Origin of the sequence: Nonomuraea glycinis, from assembly GCF_014646515.1 — a bacterium.
Lineage (GTDB): Bacteria > Actinomycetota > Actinomycetes > Streptosporangiales > Streptosporangiaceae > Nonomuraea > Nonomuraea glycinis.
Genome location: NZ_BMNK01000004.1, coordinates 520,023 through 541,825, shown reverse-complemented (window position 1 = coordinate 541,825; position 21,803 = coordinate 520,023). Strand labels below are relative to the sequence as shown.

Annotated in this window: 18 protein-coding genes; 11 read left to right on the top strand and 7 right to left on the bottom strand. The window is 70.7% G+C overall.

The features are described from left to right. Positions 1–5: 5 nt before the first annotated feature. Positions 6–929 carry a 5'-methylthioadenosine/S-adenosylhomocysteine nucleosidase family protein gene (locus IEY87_RS15950; RefSeq protein ID WP_189139394.1) on the bottom strand — a complete coding sequence of 308 codons (924 nt, stop codon included), beginning with the start codon at positions 927–929 and terminating at the stop codon, positions 6–8. Further along, entirely contained in the window at positions 926–2,641 is a 1,716-nt protein-coding gene (locus tag IEY87_RS15945; protein ID WP_194511324.1) for an AbeC-like domain-containing protein, read from the bottom strand. Before IEY87_RS15945 ends, IEY87_RS15950 begins: the two co-directional genes overlap by 4 nt. Positions 2,642–2,778: 137 nt before the next feature. On the opposite strand from IEY87_RS15945, the gene IEY87_RS15940 reads away from it, so the two are divergent. The 3 genes from IEY87_RS15940 (at position 2,779) to IEY87_RS15930 (ending at position 4,694) form a co-directional block, all read left to right on the top strand. Then, positions 2,779–3,261: an NUDIX domain-containing protein gene (locus IEY87_RS15940; RefSeq protein WP_229699339.1), complete on the top strand. Its 483-nt coding sequence runs from the start codon at positions 2,779–2,781 to the stop codon at positions 3,259–3,261. Between the two features lie 105 nt (positions 3,262–3,366). Next, on the top strand, positions 3,367–3,663 hold the full coding sequence (locus IEY87_RS15935) for a tyrosine-type recombinase/integrase (RefSeq protein WP_189139391.1): 297 nt from the start codon (positions 3,367–3,369) through the stop codon (positions 3,661–3,663). Positions 3,664–4,031: 368 nt separating this feature from the next. Further along, the gene (locus IEY87_RS15930) at positions 4,032–4,694 is read left to right on the top strand and encodes a DUF6461 domain-containing protein (RefSeq protein ID WP_189139390.1); all 663 of its coding nucleotides are present in this window, start codon (positions 4,032–4,034) and stop codon (positions 4,692–4,694) included. 412 nt (positions 4,695–5,106) lie between these two features. Here IEY87_RS15930 and IEY87_RS15925 read toward each other — a convergent pair whose 3' ends face one another. Genes IEY87_RS15925 through IEY87_RS15905 form a run of 5 tightly spaced genes read right to left on the bottom strand, consistent with a single transcriptional unit; the run spans position 5,107 to position 12,131 of the window. Further along, positions 5,107–7,875 (bottom strand): sugar-binding protein, encoded by a 2,769-nt coding sequence (locus tag IEY87_RS15925; RefSeq protein ID WP_189139389.1) that lies wholly within the window; start codon positions 7,873–7,875, stop codon positions 5,107–5,109. A 15-nt stretch (positions 7,876–7,890) separates the two neighbouring features. Then, on the bottom strand, positions 7,891–8,691 hold the full coding sequence (locus tag IEY87_RS15920) for a carbohydrate ABC transporter permease (protein WP_189139388.1): 801 nt from the start codon (positions 8,689–8,691) through the stop codon (positions 7,891–7,893). Beyond that, entirely contained in the window at positions 8,688–9,572 is an 885-nt protein-coding gene (locus tag IEY87_RS15915; RefSeq protein ID WP_189139387.1) for a carbohydrate ABC transporter permease, read from the bottom strand. The genes IEY87_RS15920 and IEY87_RS15915 overlap by 4 nt, the downstream gene beginning before the upstream one ends. Continuing rightward, on the bottom strand, positions 9,569–10,924 hold the full coding sequence (locus IEY87_RS15910; RefSeq protein WP_189139386.1) for an extracellular solute-binding protein: 1,356 nt from the start codon (positions 10,922–10,924) through the stop codon (positions 9,569–9,571). The genes IEY87_RS15915 and IEY87_RS15910 overlap by 4 nt, the downstream gene beginning before the upstream one ends. A 4-nt stretch (positions 10,925–10,928) precedes the next feature. Next, positions 10,929–12,131, bottom strand: a complete 1,203-nt coding sequence (locus IEY87_RS15905) for a carbohydrate kinase family protein (protein WP_189139385.1) — start codon at positions 12,129–12,131, stop codon at positions 10,929–10,931. 132 nt (positions 12,132–12,263) lie between these two features. On the opposite strand from IEY87_RS15905, the gene IEY87_RS15900 reads away from it, so the two are divergent. The 8 genes from IEY87_RS15900 to IEY87_RS15865 all read left to right on the top strand — a co-directional run bounded on the left by IEY87_RS15900 (position 12,264) and on the right by IEY87_RS15865 (position 21,802). Next, positions 12,264–13,016: a DeoR/GlpR family DNA-binding transcription regulator gene (locus IEY87_RS15900; RefSeq protein WP_189139384.1), complete on the top strand. Its 753-nt coding sequence runs from the start codon at positions 12,264–12,266 to the stop codon at positions 13,014–13,016. 10 nt (positions 13,017–13,026) lie between these two features. Continuing rightward, positions 13,027–14,373 carry a 6-phospho-beta-glucosidase gene (locus IEY87_RS15895; RefSeq protein ID WP_189139383.1) on the top strand — a complete coding sequence of 449 codons (1,347 nt, stop codon included), beginning with the start codon at positions 13,027–13,029 and terminating at the stop codon, positions 14,371–14,373. A 35-nt stretch (positions 14,374–14,408) separates the two neighbouring features. Beyond that, positions 14,409–15,602: an ROK family transcriptional regulator gene (locus tag IEY87_RS15890; protein ID WP_225277285.1), complete on the top strand. Its 1,194-nt coding sequence runs from the start codon at positions 14,409–14,411 to the stop codon at positions 15,600–15,602. 66 nt (positions 15,603–15,668) lie between these two features. Next, complete coding sequence (locus tag IEY87_RS15885) at positions 15,669–16,094, top strand: hypothetical protein (protein WP_189139382.1); 426 nt, start codon at positions 15,669–15,671, stop codon at positions 16,092–16,094. A 16-nt stretch (positions 16,095–16,110) separates the two neighbouring features. Beyond that, a complete protein-coding gene (locus tag IEY87_RS15880) occupies positions 16,111–18,498 on the top strand; it encodes a tetratricopeptide repeat protein (protein ID WP_189139381.1) in 2,388 nt (795 codons plus the stop codon). 109 nt (positions 18,499–18,607) lie between these two features. Next, on the top strand, positions 18,608–19,438 hold the full coding sequence (locus IEY87_RS15875; protein WP_189139380.1) for a hypothetical protein: 831 nt from the start codon (positions 18,608–18,610) through the stop codon (positions 19,436–19,438). Next, positions 19,420–21,090 carry an outer membrane protein assembly factor BamB family protein gene (locus IEY87_RS15870; RefSeq protein ID WP_189139379.1) on the top strand — a complete coding sequence of 557 codons (1,671 nt, stop codon included), beginning with the start codon at positions 19,420–19,422 and terminating at the stop codon, positions 21,088–21,090. Before IEY87_RS15875 ends, IEY87_RS15870 begins: the two co-directional genes overlap by 19 nt. Beyond that, positions 21,083–21,802 (top strand): DUF4429 domain-containing protein, encoded by a 720-nt coding sequence (locus tag IEY87_RS15865; protein WP_189139378.1) that lies wholly within the window; start codon positions 21,083–21,085, stop codon positions 21,800–21,802. The genes IEY87_RS15870 and IEY87_RS15865 overlap by 8 nt, the downstream gene beginning before the upstream one ends. The last annotated feature ends 1 nt before the right edge of the window (position 21,803 follow it).

Genomic DNA, 21,803 nt, shown 5'->3' with positions numbered 1-21,803 from the left:
TGAAATCAACCCCCAGCCGAACCGCTTACCTGACCATACGAAGATCGTGAAAGATCGAGGTTAGACGGAAGATAGGGGATTAGGGCTCGCAGTACCTCTGCGGCGTTCCGGGCGGCCGATTTCTGTAGGATGTCATTCTTTTCTTTGTTCGAGTAGTCGGAGACTCCGCGGATCACTACCCATCCGCGCATCTGAGCCAGATTGCCGCGCTCGTGGAATGCTTGAGCCAGACCGCCGGCTTCCATGTCAACTACGGAGATCTTGTCATTGTAGTGTTTGAGGTATTTCCTGATCTCGGACTCAGCGTCCGCGATAACGGCGTCACCGGTTCCGACGATGCAGGAGATGACCTGAAATCCGTCCTCTCCGCTTCCGAATCGTGCCGGTTCGCCGTAGTCGACGAAGAAGCTGTTCACGGCGTTTCCCACGATGGCTGATGTCTCACGGTCCTCGCCTCTGCGCTGAGTGCCTTCGGCCGTCTCTTTCCGGAGGTCGTAGTAGACGGCTCTCGTTGCTATGGCGACGTCGCCGGTGAAGACGTCCGGTTGGAATCCGCCGCCGATGCCGACAAGTGCGACGACCGCCGGGCGGAACATCTCCCTGAGATTCTCGAACGCGACCATTGTCGATCGTTGGCCCTGGCCCAGCGATCGAGTCATCGCCACTCTGGCGGCTACGCCTCGGAGGTCGATGGTGCCGTGCCAGAAGGGAATCCCGTTCACGGGCGCACGTTCGAGTTTGAGGGTATCTATGACTGCCCTGGCCTCCGATTCTTTGATTGTTATCACGCCGACGTCTGCTTGCCTACGGACCACGGCCTCGGACAGGTGGTGGTGGACGACAGCAGCGCCGTCGCCGATCGCAGTGCCGCTGATGGTTATAGGGCCGCCCTGATTGATTATTCCGCTGTTCTTGAACTGATCGTTCATGTGTGGCCTCCTCCTGATGAGCTGCCGAAGTTCTCTGGTAGATCGAGTCTCACCGCGTTGGTGCCCACTGCGGAGTTGTTTACATTCATCGATTCGCCGAAGTTCATAATCCCTGTATTGATGATGTTGGTAGCGCGTTCTTCGAACTCCGAGATGTCGACCTTTTTTTCGCGCAGGAACTCGGTCGCCGCCTTCAGCAGACGGTCCTCTACGAGCTTCACGTGGTCTGAGATGAGCGTTCGGTCGAGTTGGGCCGTCTCCCACGACATGCGCTTTTCTTCGCGCACACTCAGCTTTGCTCCGATCTTCACGCCGCGTTTGGGATAGAGTACGCGGGCTCGCCGTGCTCGAAGGGCCCCGAGCAAGGTGGCCGGGACGTGAATGAGACGCCATGACTGCATGATGTCGGTCGGAAGTTCGGTAAGTGCTCGGACCGCTGCCCGGAGTATGGCAATGACTCCGGTCTCGCCATACCCGTCCAGGACGTGATACTCGTCCGGCGTCCGCGTCAGCGCACAGGCAGCGAAGTCGAGGCTGAGCGCGCGCCCTTTGACTGTGGTACGAAGGAACACAGTGGTGACAAGCTCACCGGATACCGATGTACGGATCTCGAGGAAGTGATGGAATCGGTCGAACGGCCGATCAATGATCTCGTTGATTTCGCCTGTAGCCGGGGCGCCTTGTAGCCAGCCGCGCTCTGGGCCGACATCAGGTTCCGCTACATAGATACGGTCTGCCTTTTCGAAGTCCGGAAGGCTAGTGGCGTCATCCTGCCCGTCGAGCCGTTGCATCTCGTACTTCAAATAAGCGACCAGCTCATGCGCCTTGAACGGGAGAGGATCAAATTCCCGATCGGCCATGCTGCCTTCACCTATCTGCAACAAGTGGATGTTGAGTGGCGGGTTCCAGCGATGAGTCAATCGCCCGGCTCCGACGAATGGTTTATGTGAGTCATCGAGCGCCAGGATGTCGCGGAAATTCTCCGGCTCCGGCTCCTCCTTCGGGGCCCTCCGGTAGATAACGAATGTGTGGTGCTGCTGTTCGTCGATCGCCCGATATCGGTGGCTGTCCGGCGAGGGCAGCTGACTCTTCGCTGTTTGGTGCAGTGCGCCGCGATGGGCGGCACCACAGCCGCACGCGACGAGAACCGTCAACACCCCCATGATCGCTGTTTGCTGCAGCAACTGGGAGAGCGGAATGCCCGCTATACCGGAGATCACGGGAACGGCGACAACCAAAGCACCGCTGCCGGTCCAAGCAAGCTTCAAAGAGCGGAGGTGCGCGGCGAGGTCGTTCGACTCGCTGTTCCAGCGGACGCGTCGCAAGAACCGGTCCGCGCGCTCTTTTGCCTTCAGCGGTAAAGCGACCAGAGCGCTTCTGACAGCGACCGCAGCAGACCAGCACAGGCCGAATAGCGCGGCCCCAGCGGCTGTCGCGGCCGGGGCCCATGCGATGCCGCCCAGGAGGACCGCGAGGACCAGCATCCATTTCAGGGTCTCCAGTCGCCACGCCCGCCACGCGTGCACAACGACTGGCACCAGATCGAAGCCGTAGGAGGGCGCGACCATGTGCTTGGAGTCGTTGTAGACCCGGCGGATGACCATCTTGCGGAAGTCGCGATCGAGGTAGACGCCGGCACAGAGGTACCGTGTCGCCTTCGAGTCGACTGCCCCCGTGCTCCTCTCGAAACGTACTGTGCGCGATCGGGCCATGAGCCCCCCGGGTAGTCATTTAGGTAAATCTGACCATAAGTCCGTCCACGACTTGGAGTCAACTAGACCTTTAATGGGGGTATGAAATGAGCAAGGCAGTTCGCCGACGCCGCCCGCCCGCCTCCCTGGCCGTAGCCGTGGATCTGGTGATCTTCACCGTGCGCGATGGTCGACTCCAAGTTCTGCTGATCGAGCGCGGCAACCTGCCCTACCGTGGCGAAGCGGCGCTGCCCGGCGGGTTCGTCCGCGATGGCGAGGCGCTGGGCGCGGCCGCCCGGCGGGAACTGCGAGAAGAGACCGGAGTCGGTGGCGGCAGCCTGTACCTGGAACAACTGCACGCCTACGGCGACCCCGGTCGCGACCCGCGTGGACGGATCATCTCCATCGCCTACCTCGCGCTCGGTCCCGATCTGCCTATGCCCCAGACAGAAACCGACGCGTCCGCCGCCCACTGGATCCCGGTTTCTTCCATCCTCGACGGGCAGATCACACTCGCCTTCGACCACGAGGAAATCCTCCGTGAAGGGCTGGAGCGGGCAAGGTCCCAACTTGAGCACACCACGATCGCCGCCGCTTTCTGCAAGGAGTCCTTCGCCCTCGCCGACCTGCACCAGATCTAGTTTGTGTTGTAGCTGGAGCTCTCCGTAACCGAAGGGTGGCAGTCCAGCACAAACGCCGACGACTAGCACAAGGTCGGCCCTGAGTGGCGAGGTGGCGGCGACTACGTGTTCACGACCGGCTGGGGCGAGCCCGTCCACCCGGACACGCTCAGCTCGCTCTTCCCGATCCTCATCAAGCGCTCCAACCAGGCACCCCCGAATGACCCGCTGCCGCATGCCAGGCTGCACGACCTCCGCCACATCCACGCGACCACGCTGCCCCTCGCCGGCGTGCCCGTCCATGTCGTCGCCGCCCGCCTCGGCCACGCCGACCTCTCGATCACTCTCGGGGTTTACGCCCACGTGATCCGCGCGGCGGAAGCCTCGGCCGCCGACGTCTTCGCTCAGGCCATCGACGAGTAGCGGGAGCCACGCTGTTAGCAGAGGTGTTAGCAAGATCCCGAGATTGTCCTGACAAACACAAAGGCCCGCCCCAGGTTCCCTGGTGGCGGGCCTTGCGAGTGAGTGCGGCGACAGGAGTCGAACCCGTAACCTTCTGATCCGTAGGGAAGGGCAACCGCCTCATCAACGGCCTCTTGCCCTGTTCAGATGGTAGATGCGAGTCGGTGGAGAGTGATCCTGTAAGGCGGCGTTGCTGTATCGGCTGCTGTACAGCGCTTTTTCAGCGGAGATCAGGTGTCCATCAAAACGGGTCTGCTCCAATGTGGGCCTTCATCGGGGTGGCCGCCGATCTCGACTGATTGTCGGTACGGCCTGCCACCATGTCCCGCATGACGACATCCGATCCCTTGGCCCAGTTCCAGTGGCTCAACGTGTCCGAGAGCTCAGGCGGCGGCGCACTGGGTGTGATCTTCAGCGTGGCCTTCTTCCGCGGGCTCGATCCGGCGGAGGTGGTGCGCCGCTTCAGCCGCGGTGAGAACTCCGGCCAGGAGTCGGACTTCGGCGGGCTCGACGACAAGGCCTACGAGTTCGTCAACGAGACGGACGGTGGGGACGGCGGCGGTTACGTGGGCGTCTTCAAGGTCGGCGAGTGGTGCGTGGCCATCGAGCCCCACGGTTGGATGGTCACGCTCCACGAGGTGGTGACCGAGCTGTCGCGGGGTTGTGAAGTGCTGGCGGTCACCCGGCACGACTACGCCGCCGAGCACAGTTTCGAGTACGCGATCGACGGCACGGTTGTCACTGGTTACCGGCTGCGACATCCGCACGAGCGTTACGGCTCCGACCCTGACCGGCTCAACGGCTTCATGCAGGAGTTGGGCATGGGGCTGGACAAGCCGGAGGACGAGGCTGCGTGGGACGCCGCTTGGGAGGAGAACTACGACACCGCCGTGCCAAGGGGCTTCGCCCTGGCGGCGAAGGTCACGGGGGTGCAGTTCAGGCCGGACATGCTTGACCGCCCGATGCTCGTGGGGCCTATTTTGGAAAAATGATCGTTTTGTGTCGTCCAGCAGTCCTCTCTGCTCGGCGTACCACCTGACCGCCCTGGCGGTGCCAGGGGTTGCCTCCACGGAGGTGTGGGAGGCGGTCAGGGGCGGAACCTAACCTCGCGCCGGCGAGAATCTGTGGTGGCGGATCCTGCGTGGTCAGGCGCGCTGACTCAGCGCTCCCGCCTGTTGTTCGAGGAACGTGCCGGGCGATCTCAACGGGCGCGACGCCGTTGGCGTCAGCGTCCGACTGCCGAATCAGACGGTTGATCTCGGGGCTGCGGTACGGAGATCAAAAGGCTTTCCGCTGTCACCCGGCCTGTGAACTGGAGTACGGCCGACAGAAGTCGGACCAGCATCCCTTCTGAACGTGGTCAGAAGGGATGCTTATCGTCGTCGCAGGAGCACCCTGCGCCGCTCAGCGCACCGCCACCTGGGAAACCGCCGTCCCGGTGCCGGAATCCCAGCCGGTCACCACCCTGGGGCCGGCGCCCAGCGCGCGGTTCACGGGGACGGTCACGGTCGTGCTGCCCTTGCGGGGCACGGTGACCACGCGGCTGCCTGCTGTGCCCTGGTCATCGCGTACGAACAGGTGCGCCCGACCGGCGGCGCCCGCGCGCAGTGTCACCTTCACCGAGTCCCGCCCGCGCGTCGCGGAGACCACCTGGCCACTGCGCGACGCTTGAGCCGAAGGCCCGCCCGCGAGGGGGACGTGTACGCGGACCGCCTGCTCCAGCGACTGCGGGGAGTCCAGGCTGGACAGGGCGGTGGAGGGGATCACCGGGTCCGCCGGGGTGGTCGGCCGGTCCGCGGGAGGCCGGTAGCCGGGCAGGGTCGCGGCGCCCCACCGGTACGGGTCACCCTGCACGCCGCCCCACGTTGACCAGCCGATCCGGGTCTGGCCGGTCTTGTCCTGCGTGTCGGAGTCGTACACCAGGATGTTGAGCCCGAGGTGGGCGGGGTCGACGGCCGAGGGCAGGAGGGCCATCGGGATGGCCATCTCCACCGCGTATCCTCCGGCCTGGACCTTGGCGGCCACCCGCATCCCCGGCGCCGTCTGCTCGCCTGGCCCCTGGCGGCTGTCGGCGTCGCGCAGGAAGCACGGCGGCCCTTCGGCCGTCACCGGCAGCACCGCCGCCTTGAACGTGGTGGAGGTGTTCTCGGAAGCGCCGCGCGGGTCGATGGTGACCTCCACCGCGTCGGTGCGCCAGTGCCGCTTGCAGTCGGCGGCGGGCAGGCGGGTGCCTAGCACGTCGTCCTTCACCTCGACCAGCAGGTACAGCGTGTCGTCGTGCCAGGTGACCTTGGCCGTGCCCGAGCAGTCGGCCGCCGAGGAGCACGCTGTGCCCTCCCACAGCCGCGAGATGTCCAGGGCCGGGCCGGAGTGGTCCCCGTCCTGCCCGTCCACGACCGGGGCGGACGCGGAACCCGGGATGGCGGTCGCCGGCACCAGCTCCAGCGCGGGCCTGCTCACGCTGGAGCCATCCGGGCTGGTGGTGGTGATGGTGTACGCGTAGTCGCCGCCCTCGTTCGAGGTCTTGAGCGAGGGGTCGGTGTTGGTGACGGTGAACGGCACCGTCGTCGACTCCCCGGCCGCCAGGTCGCTGTAGGGGGCCTCGGTGCGGGAGGCGGTGAAACCGGCGGGCAGGTCCAGGCGTACGGTGCCGGACCGGGTGGTGTCGCCGACGTTGGTGACCACGACGCCGACCTGCCGGGAGCCGCCGGACGGCAGGGTGAGGACGGGCGTGACCAGCCCGCGCAGCTGCGGCACGCCGACCTCGGCGGCCCACTTCTCGTACTGGGCGACCTGGGGGAGCGGCTGCTGCGCTCCGCGTACGGCCGGGCTGAGCTCGACCTGCCGGTCGGTGTAGCCGCGGCCGCGCTCGGTGGTGAGCGTGGCCGCGACGCGGGCCCGGTCGCCGCCGCCCTGCGGCGGCGTCACGGTGAACGTCGCCGAGCCGGTCCGGCCGGGGGTGAGCCGGCCCAGGTCGCCGGACCCGCGCACCTGCCAGCCTTCCGGTACGCGCAGCGCCGCGGACGAGCGGCCCAGCGGTTCGCGCGGCGGCGCGGTGGCGGTGACCTTGACGGTGAACGCCGTCCCCGGGCGGACGTCGAACGTGCTGGGGCGCAGGCCGAACAGGGTGCCGAGCGGGACCGTGCCGGCCGGCCGGGTCAGCGCGCCGTCGAGGATCGCCGTGGGCGCGGTCGCGGCCGGGGTGCCCGGCTCGGGGACAGGCACCCGCGTGTCCACCTGTGTGAAGAAGTCGCAGCCGAGCTGGGCCGGATCGGTGGGCACGTCGGGGAAGACGGCCCAGCCCTGGGAGGCGTACGCGCGCTGGGCGGCACGCTCGACGGTGGCCCACGTCGCGCCCTGGGCGGAGGGGCGCCCGCTCCAGACGCCGTACACGTTCTCGGCCGGGTTCGCGGGGCGGAAGGTCGCGGCGCAGTCCTGCCCGGTCCGCGAGGTGCCGCGGCCGCCGCCGGTGAGCAGGCGGGCGGGGGCGAAGGGGCGCAGGCCCTCGCGGGTGATCTGCTCGGGGAACGCCTTGGGGTCGGCCGCCGCGTAGAAGGCCTCGATGGCCAGCCGCGCGGCCTGCTGGTGGTTGCCGTGGTTGCCGGGCGTGGGGGCGGGGCCCATCGTCAGCAGCACCTCCGGCCGGGTCTGCCGGACGATCCGGACGACCTTCGCCAGGGTGTCGCCGCCCCAGACCTGGTCGGTCAGCGGTGCGCTCACCGTGTAGTAGAAGTCGACGTCGTCGAGGTTGAACACCTCGCGCACGCCGGCTTTGGCGACCGCCGTCCGCTCCTCGGCCTCGCGCAGCAGGCCCAGCGCGGGTCCCTCTTCGGGGCCGACGGCGTTGCCGCCGCCCTCGCCCCTGGTCACGGTGACGACGCCGGTGCGGACGTCGTGGTCCTCGTGCCACTGGCCGAGGGTGGACAGGCTGAACGCCTCGTCGTCGGGGTGGGCGCCGACGAACAGCGCGTCGAGGTCGACAGGCGCGACGCCGGCCCCGCCGCCGCTCGACACGGCGGCACTGGTCCCGCCGGCGAGGACGGGGGCGGCGGTCGCGGACAGGACGGGGGCGGTGGCCGAGGACAGGACGGGGGTGGCGGTCCTGGACAGGGCTGGGGTGGCGGGAAGGACGGTGAGCAGGGCGGCGGTCACGACCGCCAGGCCGGTGCGCATGGAACCTCCGGGGGGTCAGTCGCGGACCGCTCCCTGGAGCAGCCCGCGGACGAAGTGGCGCTGGAGGAACAGGTAGAAGATCACCACGGGGGTGGCGACGATGACCGAGCCGGCCGCGAGCAGGGTGAAGCCGCTGGTGTGCTGCCCCTGGAAGAACGCCAGCCCCAGTGGCGCGGTCCGCAGCGACTCGCTGGTCACCATGATCAGCGGAATGAGGAACTCGTTCCACGTCCACATGAAGACCAGGAGCGTCAGCGTGACGACGGCGGGCCGGGCCGGCGGCAGCAGCACCTGCCACAGGATGCGCCAGCTCGACGCCCCGTCGATGCGCGCCGCCTCGGCGATCGCCCGGTTGGACGCGCGGAAGTACGCCCGCATCCAGAAGGTGCCGAACGCCACCGACAGCGCCACCTGCGGCAGCGACACCGCCCAGAACGTGTCGATCAGACCCAGCGAGCGCAGGTCGAAGTAGAGCGGGACCGCTATGGCCTCGCTCGGCATCATGATCCCGAGCATGAACAGGTAGAACAGGGCCGACTGCCCGCGAAAGCGCATGGTGCCGAAGGCGTACCCGCTCATCACGGACAGCACGACGCTGACGACCACGACGAACGCCGACACGAGCAGGCTGCTGCGCAGGTAGGTGCCGAACCGCCCGATCTCCCACGCCGCCGCGAGGTTGCCCAGCCCGGACGTCGGCCCGCTGTCGGAGGGACCGAGCGCGGCCGACAGGATCGTCACGATGGGGAAGAGCGCGAACGCGGCGAACACCGACAGGATGACGTAGTTGGCCACCCGCTCGCCCCGCGAGATCACGCGACCCCCCTGTCCGCGAACCGGTTGATGCCGAACGAGATCGCGAAGATGACGACGGTGAGCGTGACGCCGATGGCCGCCGCCGAGCCGATCTGGCTCAGCCCGAACGCCCGGTGGTAGACCTCGTACGACGGGACCGACGTCGCGTTGCCGGGGCCGCCCCGCGTGGTGACGTACACCAGGTCGAACGTGCGCAGCGCGGCTATCACGGTCAGCGTCAGCGCGACCGCGATCTCGCCCCGCACCGACGGCAGCGTGACCGCGAAGAACTCCCGGACGGCTCCCGCCCCGTCGAGCCGCGCGGCCTCGTACAGCTCCATGGGGATGCGGCTCATCCCGGCCAGCAGCAGCACCGCGACCAGCCCCGTCTCGAACCAGGTGCCGACCACGCCGACCGCGGGCAGCGCGAAGGCGTGCTCGCCGAGCCAGCCGCGGGTCAGCGAGTCGAGCCCGAGCGCGCCGAGCAGCGTGTTGAGCGTCCCGTCGGGCGCGTACACGCGCCGCCAGGCGACCGCGACCACGACCATGGCGATCACCTGGGGCAGGAACACCACGGTCCGGAAGAACCCGAGCCCGCGCACCTTGGCGTGGTTGAGGATCGCGGCCAGCGCCAGCCCGATGACCAGCGGCCCGACCGCGTAGAAGACGATCAGGACCAGGGCGTGGCCGAACGCGGCCCGCAGCCCCTCGTCGGAGAGGATCGCCAGGTAGTTGTCCAGCCCCACCCACCGCCCGAGCGACAGCCCGTCCCAGTCGTAGAGCGACAGCTGCACCGCCCGCCCGATCGGATAGAGCAGGAACGCCGCGTAGACGGCGAACGCCGGCAGCAGATAGAGGTAGGCGATGTGGCGCGGCTCCCCGGGAGGGCGTGATGCCGTCATCCGTTGCTCTCGGCGAAGGTCTTGTAGTCCTTCTCCAGCGTCGCCAGGAACTCCTGCGGGGTGGCCTTCTTCGCCAGCAGGTCCTGCAGCGCCGCGCCCAGCGTGTCGGCGAACGTCGGGGTGGCGTAGTCGAGGTACGGCACCAGGCCGTTCTCCGCGGTCACCGTGCCGAACGCGGTGAAGACGTCCTGCTGCGGTCCCGCCGGCACGGTCTGCGCCGCCGTGTCGGCGGCCGGCAGGTTGCCGGTGTCGGTGAGCACCTTCATCGCCTCCGCGCTGGTGACGAAGTTGATGTACGCCGCCGCCGCGTCGGGGTTGGGGCTCTTGGCGGTGATGGCGAACGGCAGGCCGGTGCCTCCGGTCGCGATCGGCGCGGCGCCGGCGGTGGCGCCGGGCGGCAGGACGAAGCCCAGGTCCTTGCCCAGGGTCTTGTGCAGGTCGGCGAGCAGCCAGGTGCCCGCGATCAGGTAGACGCCCTCGCCGTCGCGGAACGCCTGCCACGCCGGGTCGTACCCCTGGCCGTTGAAGCCCTTGCTGAAGTAGCCCTTGTCCACCCAGTCGACGAGCTGGCGGGCCGCCTCGGTGTTCTCCGGGGTGTTCCAGGAGGCGCCCTTGCGGCCGAAGGCCAGCGTGCGGATCTGGTCGGCGGGGACCACGCGGCTCTGCACGGTGCCGAACACGTGCACGGCCGGCCATTTGTCCAGGTTGCCCAGCTGCATCGGCACCTCACCGGCCGCCTTGGCCTTGGCCAGCCCCGCCTGGAAGTCCGCCCAGGTCGTCGGCGGCCGCAACCCGAGCTCGGTCAGCTTGGCGGCGTTGTAGAAGAGGCCGACGACCTCGCCGACCTGCGGCAGGCCGTACAGGTTGCCCTCGCCGAAGACCTTGCCGTCGGCGCTGTAGCGGGAGTAGCGCAGCACCGACTCGGGGTAGCGGTCCTGCCAGCCGTACGCCTGCGCGTAGGCGTTCAGCGGGAGGAGCTGGCCGGCCTTGACGAACGCGCCCATCGCGGAGCGGCCGTTGTTGGCCTCGACCACGTCCGGCGGTTCGTTGCCGCTGAGCGCCAGGCGCAGGGTGGTGTTGAGGTCATCGAAGGAGCGGGACACCCGGTTGAGTGTGATGTTGGGGTATTTCGCCTCGAACGCGGCGTTGAGCTGCTTCATCTGGGCGGCCTGCCCGCCGCGCACCTCCTGGTCCCACACGGTTAAGGTCACCTTGCCCAGGGCCGCGGCGTCGGTGCGTACGGCGCTCGGCTGCGCGGAGGGGGCGGCGGGCGGGGCGGAGGAGCCGGGCGCGCACGCGGCCGCGCCGAGAGTCAGGGCCGCGGCGGTGAGTACGGCGAGGGTCCGGGTCATGGTGTTACTCCTTCTGCGCGGTCACGCGAGGCGTGTTCGGGCCCCCGTCCTCGGGCTCACCGGGGGTCTCGGCCGCCTTCTGCGGTGTTCCCCCGACGTCGGCGTACCGGGCGATGGTGGCGACCGCGCGGCGGACGGCGCCCACCGGGACGGTGGGCACCAGCCGGTCGAGGAAGGCGTAACGGCGGGCCAGCGAGCTGCCGTAGGCGCCGCCGTGGTCGGCCGCCAGGCGGGCCTCGTGCCACCAGTCGGCGATGTCTCCCCAGCCGGGCGCGGCCAGCGAGCCGCCGAACTGCTGCACCGCCAGCGACGCGCAGAGCCCGGCGAACGCCAGCCGGTCGGCCAGCGGCCAGCGGCACAGGGTGCCGAGCACGAGGCCCGCGCCGAAGACGTCGCCCGCGCCGGTCGGGTCGAGCGCCGTCACCCGCGGCGCGGGGATGAACGCCTCCTCGCCCGTCGTGGAGTCGATGGCCAGGGCGCCGTTGGCCCCATCGGTCACCACGGCCAGGGGCACCCGGTCGGCGATCGCGTAGAGCGCGTCGCGCGGGGTGTCGGTGCGGGTGTAGGCCATCGCCTCGATCGCGTTGGGCATGAACGCGTGGCAGACGGACAGCTGGTCGAGCAGGGAGCGCGGCCAGGCGCCCGACGGATCCCAGCCCACGTCCGCGAAGATGAGCGCGCCGTCGCGGTGCGCCGCCTCGGCCCAGTTGCACGAGGAGCCGGGCGCGCCGAGCGGCTCGTCGGGGGAGAGCGTCACGATCGCGGCCCTGGAGCGGGGCGGCAGGCCGATCATCTCGGCGGCCGGCATGGGCGAGGGGTGGCCGTGCGTCACCATGCTGCGATCGCGGTCGACCGCCATGGAGACCGTCACCGGCGAATGCCACTGCTCGAAGCGCCGTGACCTGGACAGGTCGACCGCTTCCTGCTCCTCCAGCGTGCGCCAGCAGAAGTCGCCGTAGTCGTCGTCGCCGAACGCGGCGGCCAGCGACGTGCGCAGGCCCAGCCGGCTGGTCGCGATGGCCAGGTTGGCGATGCCGCCGGGGCACGAGCCCATCCCGTCGGCCCAGATCTCCGTGCCCGCGGCGGGCATGGCGGGCAGACCGGTGAAGACGATGTCGAGGAAGACGGTGCCCGCCAGGAACACGTCGAACTGCGGCCCCTCCAGGGTCCGCTCGTGGGAGAGAGGGTCGTATGCCTGGACAGCCACGGGATTGAGTCCTCCTCGACGCAGCGAGATGTGCGCAATCTTGCACGTTTACTCGCACACTTCAAGTCTTCTCTGCAAGTTAGTGAAGCAAGATGCTCACATGTGCGCGAATTCGCCTGATACACTCGCGCCGTGCTTCAGCGGCTCAGGCATGCCGAGATCATGCGCCGGGTGCGCCTGTCCGGCGCCACCAGCGTTCGCGACCTCGCCAGCCAGCTCGGCGTGAGCCCGTCGACCATCCGCAGGGACCTTGAGGTGCTCGACCGCGACGGCACCCTGCGGCGCGTCCGCGGCGGCGCCCTGGCCGACGCCGACACCGACCGGCCCTTCGCCGAGGTGTCGGCGGCCGACGAGCAGGACAAGGAGGCGGTCGCCGCCCGCGCCGCGCGGCTGGTCGGCGACGGCGACGTGATCCTGCTCGACATCGGGACGACGACGGTGCGGCTGGCCCGCCGGCTCCGCGGCCGCCGGGTCACGGTCGTCACCTCCAGCCTCGCCGTCCTCGACGCGCTCCGCGCCGACACGGAGGTCGAGCTGCTGCTGCTCGGCGGCATGGTGCGCAGGACCTACCACTCGCTGGTCGGGGTGCTGACCGAGACCGCGCTGAGCCAGGTGGTCGCCGACCGGGTGTTCCTGGGGGCGAGCGGCGTCCGGCCCGACGGGCAGCTCGTCGACACCACGCTCGCCGAGGTGCCGCTGAAACGCGCCATGATCGCGGCGGCCGGGCAGGTCGTGCTGCTCGTGGACCGGCACAAGTTCCCCGGCACCGGCGCGCTGCGCGTGTGCGGCCCCGAGGACATCGACGTGATCGTCACCAACGAGGGCGCCGACGAGACCACCCTGCGCAACTGCGCCGCCGCGGGCGCCGAAGTGCTTCTCACGTGAAGGAGGCCGGATGAGACTGGCCGTGCTCGGCGGCGGGGGCTTCCGGGTCCCGCTCGTCTACGGCGCGCTCCTGCGCGACACCGCCAAGCCGCGCGTGGAGGAGGTGGTCCTCTACGACGTGTCCCTCGACCGGCTGGAGGCCATCCGGCACGTGCTGCGCGGGCTCGCCGCGGGGCACGACGACCCGCCGGAAGTGCTGATCACCACCGACCTGGACACCGCGCTGCGCGGGGCCGCCTTCGTCTTCTCCGCCATCCGCGTCGGCGGCCTGGCGGGCCGCGTCGCCGACGAACGGGTCGCGCTGGACCTCGGCCTGCTCGGCCAGGAGACCACCGGTCCCGGCGGCATCGCGTACGGCCTGCGCACCGTCCCGGTCGCCACGCGGGTGGCCGAGCGGGTGGCCGCCGTCGCGCCGCAGGCCTGGGTCATCAACTTCACCAACCCGGCCGGCATGATCACCGAGGCGATGCGGCGAGTGCTCGGCGACCGCGTGATCGGCATCTGCGACTCGCCGATCGGCCTGATCAGGCGGGCCGCCACGGCGCTCGGCCTCGACCCGGCGCGCGTGTCGCCCGACTACGTGGGGCTCAACCATCTCGGCTGGCTGCGCGGCCTCACCCACCAGGGCCACGACGTGCTCCCCGGCCTGCTCGCCGACGACGGGGCGCTCCGCCAGGTCGAGGAGGCCCGCGTCTTCGGCGCCGACTGGGTGCGCACGCTGGGCGCCATTCCCAACGAATACCTCTATTACTACTACTTCACCCGGGAGTCGGTCGCCGCGATCTCCGGCCGGACCCGCGGCGAGTCCCTGCTGGGGCAGCAGGAGGAGTTCTACGCGGCCGTCCGGGCCCGCCCGGATGACGCCCTCGGCTCGTGGCGGGCGGCCCGCGCACAGCGTGACGCGACGTACATGGCGGAGGCCCGCGACGTCACCGACGCCGGCGAGCGTGACGCCGCCGACCTGGCGGCGGGCGGGTACGAGGGCATCGCGCTCGCGCTGATGGCCGCCATCGCCCGCGGTGAGTCCACCACCATGATCCTCAACGTGCGCAACGGCACCGCGGTGGCCGGGCTGCCGGCGGAGGCCGTGGTGGAGATCCCGTGCGCGGTCGACGGCGCCGGCGCCCGGCCGCTGGCCACCCGCCCGCTCCCCGGCCGCTTCCTGGGCCTGATGCAGCAGGTGAAGGCGGTGGAGCAGACGGCCATCGAGGCCGCCCTGTCGGGCTCGTCCCGGCAGGCCGTCGAGGCGTTCGCGCTGCACCCGCTGGTCGACTCGGTCACCACCGCGCGCCGGCTGCTGGACGGCTACCGGGCACACCTCCCGGACCTGGCCGCCGTCCTGCCCGGCTCGGCGTAGGCGCCGCTCGGAAACCACAGGACGCGGAGGTCAGGTTGGTTCAGGAGGAGATCCGCCGGCACAACGTCGGCACCCTGCTCCGGCACGTGCATCTGGGCGGTTCGGTGTCCCGCACGGAGCTCGCCGCGCGGATGAAGCTGAACCGCAGCACCATCCTGGCGCTGACCACGGAGCTCACCGCCGCGGGACTGGTCCGCGAGGAGCTGCCCGCCGACACCGGCCGGGCGGGACGGCCGTCGCTGGTGGTCCGGCCCGAGTCCGAGCGGGTGTACGTGCTGGCCTTCGACGTCGCCGTGGACCGGCTGGTCGCCGCCCGGATCACCCTGGGCGGGATCATGCTGGACCGCAGGGAGGCGGTCCGCCCGCGCGCCGGAGCCGACCTGGACCGGGTGGTGGAGGTGCTGGCCCGGTTCGGTCACCAGCTGTATGAGGCGGCGCCCGCGACCTCGGTGTGCGTCGGCGTCGGCGCGTCCTACTGCGGCATGATCCGGCCCGGCGACGGCATGGTGCGCTTCGGGCCCGACCTGGGCTGGGTGGACCAGGCGTTCGGCGCCGAGCTCGACCGCCGGCTCGGGCTCGGCCTGCCGGTGTCGGTGGGCAACGAGGCACACCTCGGCGCGCTGGCCGAGCAACTGCGTGGTGCGGGCGTCGGCTTCCAGAACCTGATCTACCTGCATGGGGACGTCGGCGTGGGCGGCGGCATCATCGTCGGCGGCAACCTGCTGGACGGCGAGAGCGGATACGGCTGCGAGCTCGGCCATATGGTGGTGAACCCGTACAACGGTCGCCCCTGCGGCTGCGGCTCCCACGGCTGCCTGGAGGCGGAGGCCGGGGAGCGGGCCCTGCTCGACGCCGCCGGACGGCCCGCCGAGTCGTTCGGCCGCGACGCCGTGCGGGCCGTGGTCGACGACGCCGACCGCGGCGATCCCGCGGCCCAGGAGGCGCTGCGCCGCATCGGTGACTGGCTCGGCATCGGCGTGGCGAACCTGTGCAACCTCTTCAACCCCGGCATGGTGATCTTCGGTGGCATGCTGCGCGACCTCTATCCGGGCGCGGCGGCTCAGGTACGCGCCCGCATCGCCGCCAACGTGCTGCCTGTCGCCCGCGAGCGGGTACGGCTGCGCACCTCGGCGCTGGGTGACGACGCCACCCTGGTCGGGGCCGCCGAACTCGGCTTCTCCGACCTGCTGGCCGACCCGCTCGGCGTGCTGACCCGTACCGGGGCGTAGAAGGGGATCGCTCGCTGACCCGTCCGATGGTCGCGCGCGGCGAGCAGGTGCACGACGATGGGGGGCATGGTGGAGCGGAGGGGTCTGTGGGTGTGGCTCTCGCTGGTGGCCGGCGGGCTGGTGGCGGTCGCCTTGGGGGTGACCTTCATCGTGCTGGGTCTGGAGGAGGCCGACCGGCTGGCCAGCGTGGTCGGCGTCTTCTTCGCCCTGGCCGGGCTGGGGGTGTCCGTCTACGGGGTGATGCCGGCTCGCCGCGGCCCGACGCAGAGCCAGGCCCCTCCTCCGTCGCCGGCCGGGGACGACCTCACCACAGGCGGGGACCGATCGGCCGCACCCCTTCAGGCCGGTGATGGGGGCGGGCGGGCCGCGACCACGCGGCCGGGCGACACCCACAACACGATCAGCGGCGGCACCTTCCACGCCCCTGTGACGATGGGCCGGGACATCATCGGGCCGTCCCCGGCCTCCGACGATCAGGACGTCTCGGAGTAGCCACATGAGGGAGCGCATGACCGACGATGAGGCCGGTGGCGACACCACCCACAACGAGATTCACGAGGGGACGTACTACGCGCCGGTGACCTTGGCGCACACCGTCACCATGCGGATGAGTGGCCCGGCTCCGCGGGCTCTGGCGGGACTGCCGGCCGCGCCGGCGGGCTTCGTCGGCCGCACCGCCCCCCTCCGCGACGTGCTGGCCTTTCTGGACCCCCGGGGACCGGGCGAGCCGGGCGTGCTGGTGTCGGCGGTGGCGGGAATGGCGGGGGTGGGCAAGACCGCGCTGGCGCTGGTGGCCGCCCATCAAGCGGTGGAGCAGGGCTGGTTCGGCGGCGGAGTGTTCTTTCTCGACCTGCGCGGCTACACCCCCGATCCGGCCGAGCGGGTCTCGGCCGCTGCCGCGGCGGGGCAGTTGCTGCGTGCCATGGGCATCCGCGACGGCGACCTCCCGCCCACCGGCTCGGAGCGGCTGGCCCTGTACCAGTCGGTGCTGGCCGACCGCGCCCGCCAGGAGTCGCCGGTGCTGGTGGTGGCCGACAACGCCGCCGTCTCCGGCCAGGTCGAACCACTGCTGCCGGCCCAGCCTTGTCACCGGCTGCTGGTCACCTCCCGGCATTCCCTGACGCTGCCCGCCCGCCTGATCGACCTGACCGTTCTGCCCGAAGCCGAAGCCCTCGACCTGCTGCGCACCGCTGTGTGCGTAGGAGGACGCGACCAGCGCCTCGAAGCCGAACCGGAACACGCGGCAGCGATCGCCGAGCTCTGCGGCCGGCTGCCCCTCGCCCTGCGGATCACCGCCGCCCTGCTCCGCACCGAACCCGGCCGTCCGCTGGCCGACATGGCGGCCGAGCTCAGCGACGCGCGCGGGCTGGACGCCCTCGACAGCGGCGACCTCGATCAGCACGGCCGGCGCATCGCCGTGCGCACCGCGTTCGATCTGTCCTACCAGCACCTCCTGGAGAGCCAGCCGGACCAGGCCCGGCTGTTCCGGCTGCTGCCGCTCAACCCCGGCCCCGACATCTCCCTCGAAGCCGCCGCCGCCCTCGCCGGCACCCCCGAACGCGTCGTGCGGAAGCAGTTGGCCGCGCTGGCCCGGGCCCACCTGCTCACCACGCCGACATACGCCCGGTGGAGCATGCACGACCTGATCCGTCTCTACGCCGGTGAGCACGGCCACGCCCAAGCCGCCGCGCACGATCGCGACAGGGCGCTGGAGCGGCTGCAGCGCCACTACCTCTCCGTTGCCCGCGACGCCCGCGTCCACCTCACCGCCCTGCCCGGCCGGCCTGTCCCCGGCCGCTTCACCGGGCGGGATGCCGCCATGGCCTGGTTGGACGCCGAACGCGCCAACCTGGTCGCCGCCGTCACCTTCGCCGCGGGGGACAGCGGCCGCTACGAGTTCGCCATCGAGCTGGCGTACTGCCTGAACGAGTACCTGGAGTGGCGTCGTGCCTTCAACGATCGCCTGACCGTTACCACCGCCTCCGTCACCGCCGGCACTCAGCTGGGCGACCGGCGCCACGAAGGCGGATCGCTGATCAACCTCGGCAACGCCCTGTTCGAGGTGCGCCGTTTCGACGAGGCCATCACGGCTCACCAGAACGCCGCCGCCATCTTCCGAAGGCTCGGCGACCGTCGCGGTGAAGGCACGGCCTCGGTCAACCTCGGCAACGCCCTGCGACAGGTGCGCCGTTTCGACGAGGCCATCGCGGCTCACCGAACCGCCGCCGCCATCTTCCGGGAGGCCGGTGACAGCCGCGGCGAAGGCATGGTCCTGGACAACCTCGGCGTCGCCCTGTTCGAGGTGCGCCTGTTCGACGAGGCCATCGCGGCTCACCAGAGCGCCGCCGCCATCGCTCGAAGGCTCGGCGACCGCCGCGGTGAAGGCACGGCCCTGGACAACTTCGGCAACGTCCTTCAACAGGTGGGCCGTTTCGACGAGGCCATCACCGTTCACCACAGCGCCGCCGCCATCTTCCGAGAGATCGGCGACCGCCGCGGTGAAGGCATGGCCTTGCACAACCTCGGCAACGTCCTGCAGCAGGTGGGCCGTTTCGACGAGGCCATCACCGTTCTCCGGCAGGACCTGCGCATCTGCCGCGAGATCGGCGACCGCCACGGCGAAGCCCAGACGCTGAACAGCCTCGGCAGCACCCTGCGCCGGACGCGGCGCTTCGAAGAGGCCTGCACCGCCCTGCGAGACTCCGCGACCATCTTCCACGAACTCGGCGACCAACACCGCGCCGTGCGGGGGCTGACCCACCTCGGCGACACCCTGAAGGAGGCCGGTCGCCCAGCCGAAGCCACCGCAGTGCTGGCGAAGGCCAAAGACCGCTCGGCCGCCATGGCGGACGGCGGAAGCCGCGAAGAACCGCCGGCATCCGGTCCAGGGGAGTGACCCGGCGTCCACGACCGGGTGAGAATCCCGCACTCCGGGTGATGGAACGCGCTCTCTGCGTTACGTTGTCACTTCTGGAAAGTAGCCCAGCTGCGAGGAGACCGTTCTCGTGCCGGACAGTGACGACAAGGGGCCGGGCAGGCTCACCAAGGTCCTGCTGTGGCTCGGCGCGCTGCTCACCGCCATCGTCACCGCCTGGCTGACCGACGCGTTCGGTCTTCTCCTGCGGCCCGCCGACCTGCTCGACTCCGGCAGGCCACCGATCCTGGTCACGGTGCTGCACGGCGCCGGCGGCGAACAGGGTCTGGCCGTGGCCGCCTTGCCCACCGCGCCTCCTGACCGCGCGGCCTTCCTGAGCGGCCGCTTCGGGGATCGGGCGTTCGGCGACGTGGTGGCGAAACTGGGTGGCGCCCGGGTGGGCCGGACCATCGCGCGCGTGATCTTCGAGTCCCAGCGCGACCTCGTCCGCGTCACCGATGTCAGGGTGAAGGAGACGGCCCCCGAGCAGCCGGTCGTCACCGCCGCCTTCGTCGAGCATCCCCGTCAGGGCGGAACGGACAACCCGCAGCTCACGGTCAGCCTCGATGCGCCGAACCCGTACTTCACCCGCGTCGGCGCGCCCGGCCGTCCCTTCTTCGGCCCGCACAGCCTGCCGCTGAAGCGGGGCGAGCAGACGGAGCTCGGCCTCCGGATCGACGCGCGTGCGCACAGCCACACCTTCGTGCTGGAGGTCGAGTACGTGGAAGCCGGGAGCGGGAAACAGCGGACCCTCACCGTGAAGGACCCCGACGGGCGGCCGTTCCGGGTCACCGGCGCCCCGGCGGCCGCCACCGGCTACGGGACGGTCTACCGCAACACCGGCGCCGGGCTGCGGGCCGTCACCGGGCGGGCGGCCTGCGAGCTCCTCAATCCGGAGCGGGCATGCACCTCCGCGCGCTGATCGCCGCCCTGCTCGTCCTCGCCTGCGCCGCCGGCGGCGCGGTCGCCCGGCAGGTACGTCCCGCGTTCACCGCCGCCTGGAGCGCCGAGGTGGGCGATCTCGACGCGACCCCCGCCTTCAGCGTGCCCGTGGCCACGATCGGCGGCCGGGCCGTGCTGGCGTTGCCGTCGCCGGGGGCGATCCGGCTGCACGACGCGGAGACGGGCGCGGTCATCCACACCTTCCCCTTCACCCTGCCGTACGACCGGATGGGCTTCGTCGGAGAGCTGCTCGCGGTGATCGGCGAGGAGAGGGTCGGCGAGGAGAGGATCGGCGAGGAGAGGATCGGCGAGGAGAGGATCACGGTGCTCGACCCGGTCACCGGCCGGACGAAGTGGACGCGACCGCTCGCCTCCGCGGACGCGCCGATCCGTGCCTACCTGAGCAGGACGGCCCTCACCCCCACCGGCATCGCGTGGGCGGGGCGCGATGGCCTGCACGGGCTCGACCCGGCATCCGGCCGCGACACCTGGACCGTGCCGTGGCCCGCCGGGTGCCCCGACCGGCAGCTGCTCGAATCCGAGCTCGCCGTCATCGTCCAGCACTGCGCGGACGGATCGCTGACCCTGCACGGCGTCGACATGCGCGCCGGGCGTCTCGGCTGGACGCGTCGGGTCCGGGGCTCGCACGAGAACCTCGCGGACGTGGACGTCTCCGCCACCCGCCTGATCATCGCGAGGGAGCCCGGGCAGATCACCGCCTTCGACCCGCACGGGCGGCCGGTCGCCCGGTCGCGGATCACGTACCCGGACGTCGGGGGGCCGACCGTGGTCGGCGACGCCGAGCTGACGCTGCTGGTCCGCAGCGTGGGCGGGGTCCGCGAGATGACCGCGACGCGCAGCCGCGACGGGCGGGTGCTCTGGCACCGCTCGCTCAGGCCGCGCACGCCGCCGGGCACCCCCGAGGGGTACGCGGGAAACGCCGGCACCCTGACCGCCGGTCACGCCATGGGCGCCACGGCCACCGAGCTCGCCCCCCGCATGATCGAGGTCATCTCGCTGGCGGACGGCACCCGGCACGTGCTGCCCCTGCCCGTGGGGGAGAGCGCGAGCCTGGTCGTCGGCAGCACCGCCCGCGACGTGCTGCTGTACGAGAGGCACCCCCGCGGTGACCGGGTGACCGCCTACACCTTCCGCGACGGACTGCTCCCGTCCTCGCCGCTGGCCGTGCCGCCGGACCGCTGGCCTGACGCGTGCACGCTGCTCGACCCTGCCGCGTTGCCGGGGTACGTGCCGGTTCCGGGCGCCGTGGAGCATCTCGGGGTGCGCTGGCCGAAGCCCGACGTGTGCGAGTTCGTCCCGCCCGACGACGCGGGGGCGCTGGTGCGGGTGGCGGTCACCTGGGTCGCCGCGACGGACGCGGAGGCCGCGCGACTGGCCCGTACGACCCTCGCCGCGGACAAGGGCGCCCTGCGGCTGGGGGAAGGGGCGTACCTGCGGTCGAAGGTCGGCAGCGACGATCAGCGGACGTTCGCCTGGGCCACCGGCGGGCGGCTGCTGGCCGAGGTGCGGGCCGGCGGGGACTCGGCGCTGACCCGGCGGGCCGCCCTCGCGGTGGCCGCCCGTCTGCGCGGCGGCCCGTGTTCGGGCACCTATCCTTGCTTGCATGGGTGACGTACTGAAGGGGCGAGGTTGCGCGTGGGAGTTCGAGGACGGGGGGCTGCGCATCACGCCTGAGCCGGGTAAGAAGGGGTCGAAGCTGAGCATGGAGCTCGGTGCGCGGTTCGTGCCGTACGACGCGCTGGCCGAGGTCGCGCTCGAGGCCGACGCCCGTGGCCGGGTGGTGCTGCGGGTGGTTCCCCGGCAGGGGGCCGATCCGGTGATGTCCGCGGCGGCGGGGCAGCTCCAGGACTCGCTCGACCCTTACCGGCTGGTGCTGCCCGCCGCCAAGGAGACGCTGGCCGCCCAGTACGCCGACGAGATGCGCGCGGCCTTCGTCGAGCGCGGTCCGGCTGAGCGTTTTCTGATCGCCGGCCCTTCGGTGCCGCGGAGTTTCCAGGCGTGGGACGGCGAGGCTGCCTTCGACGGACAGGCCGTCACCTTCACCTGGTTCTCGTCCACGGCTTCCCCGACCAAGTACGCGGCAGGTGACCGGCGTTACCCGATCACCGAGATCGAGGGCGTCGACTGGCACGCACTGGAGGACGCCCGCGGGTCGTTGCGGCTGCGCGTCCGTGGGCATCAGGCCCTCTCCAACCCCAACAACGATCCCGCTTCCGTCGTGTTCGGCATCGGCTGGGGAGCCACACATCACTCCCTGCCCTTCGCCGCCGCCGTGCTGGACGCCGTACAGGCGACGAAGGCCGAGCCGCTGACCCGCAGGTGAC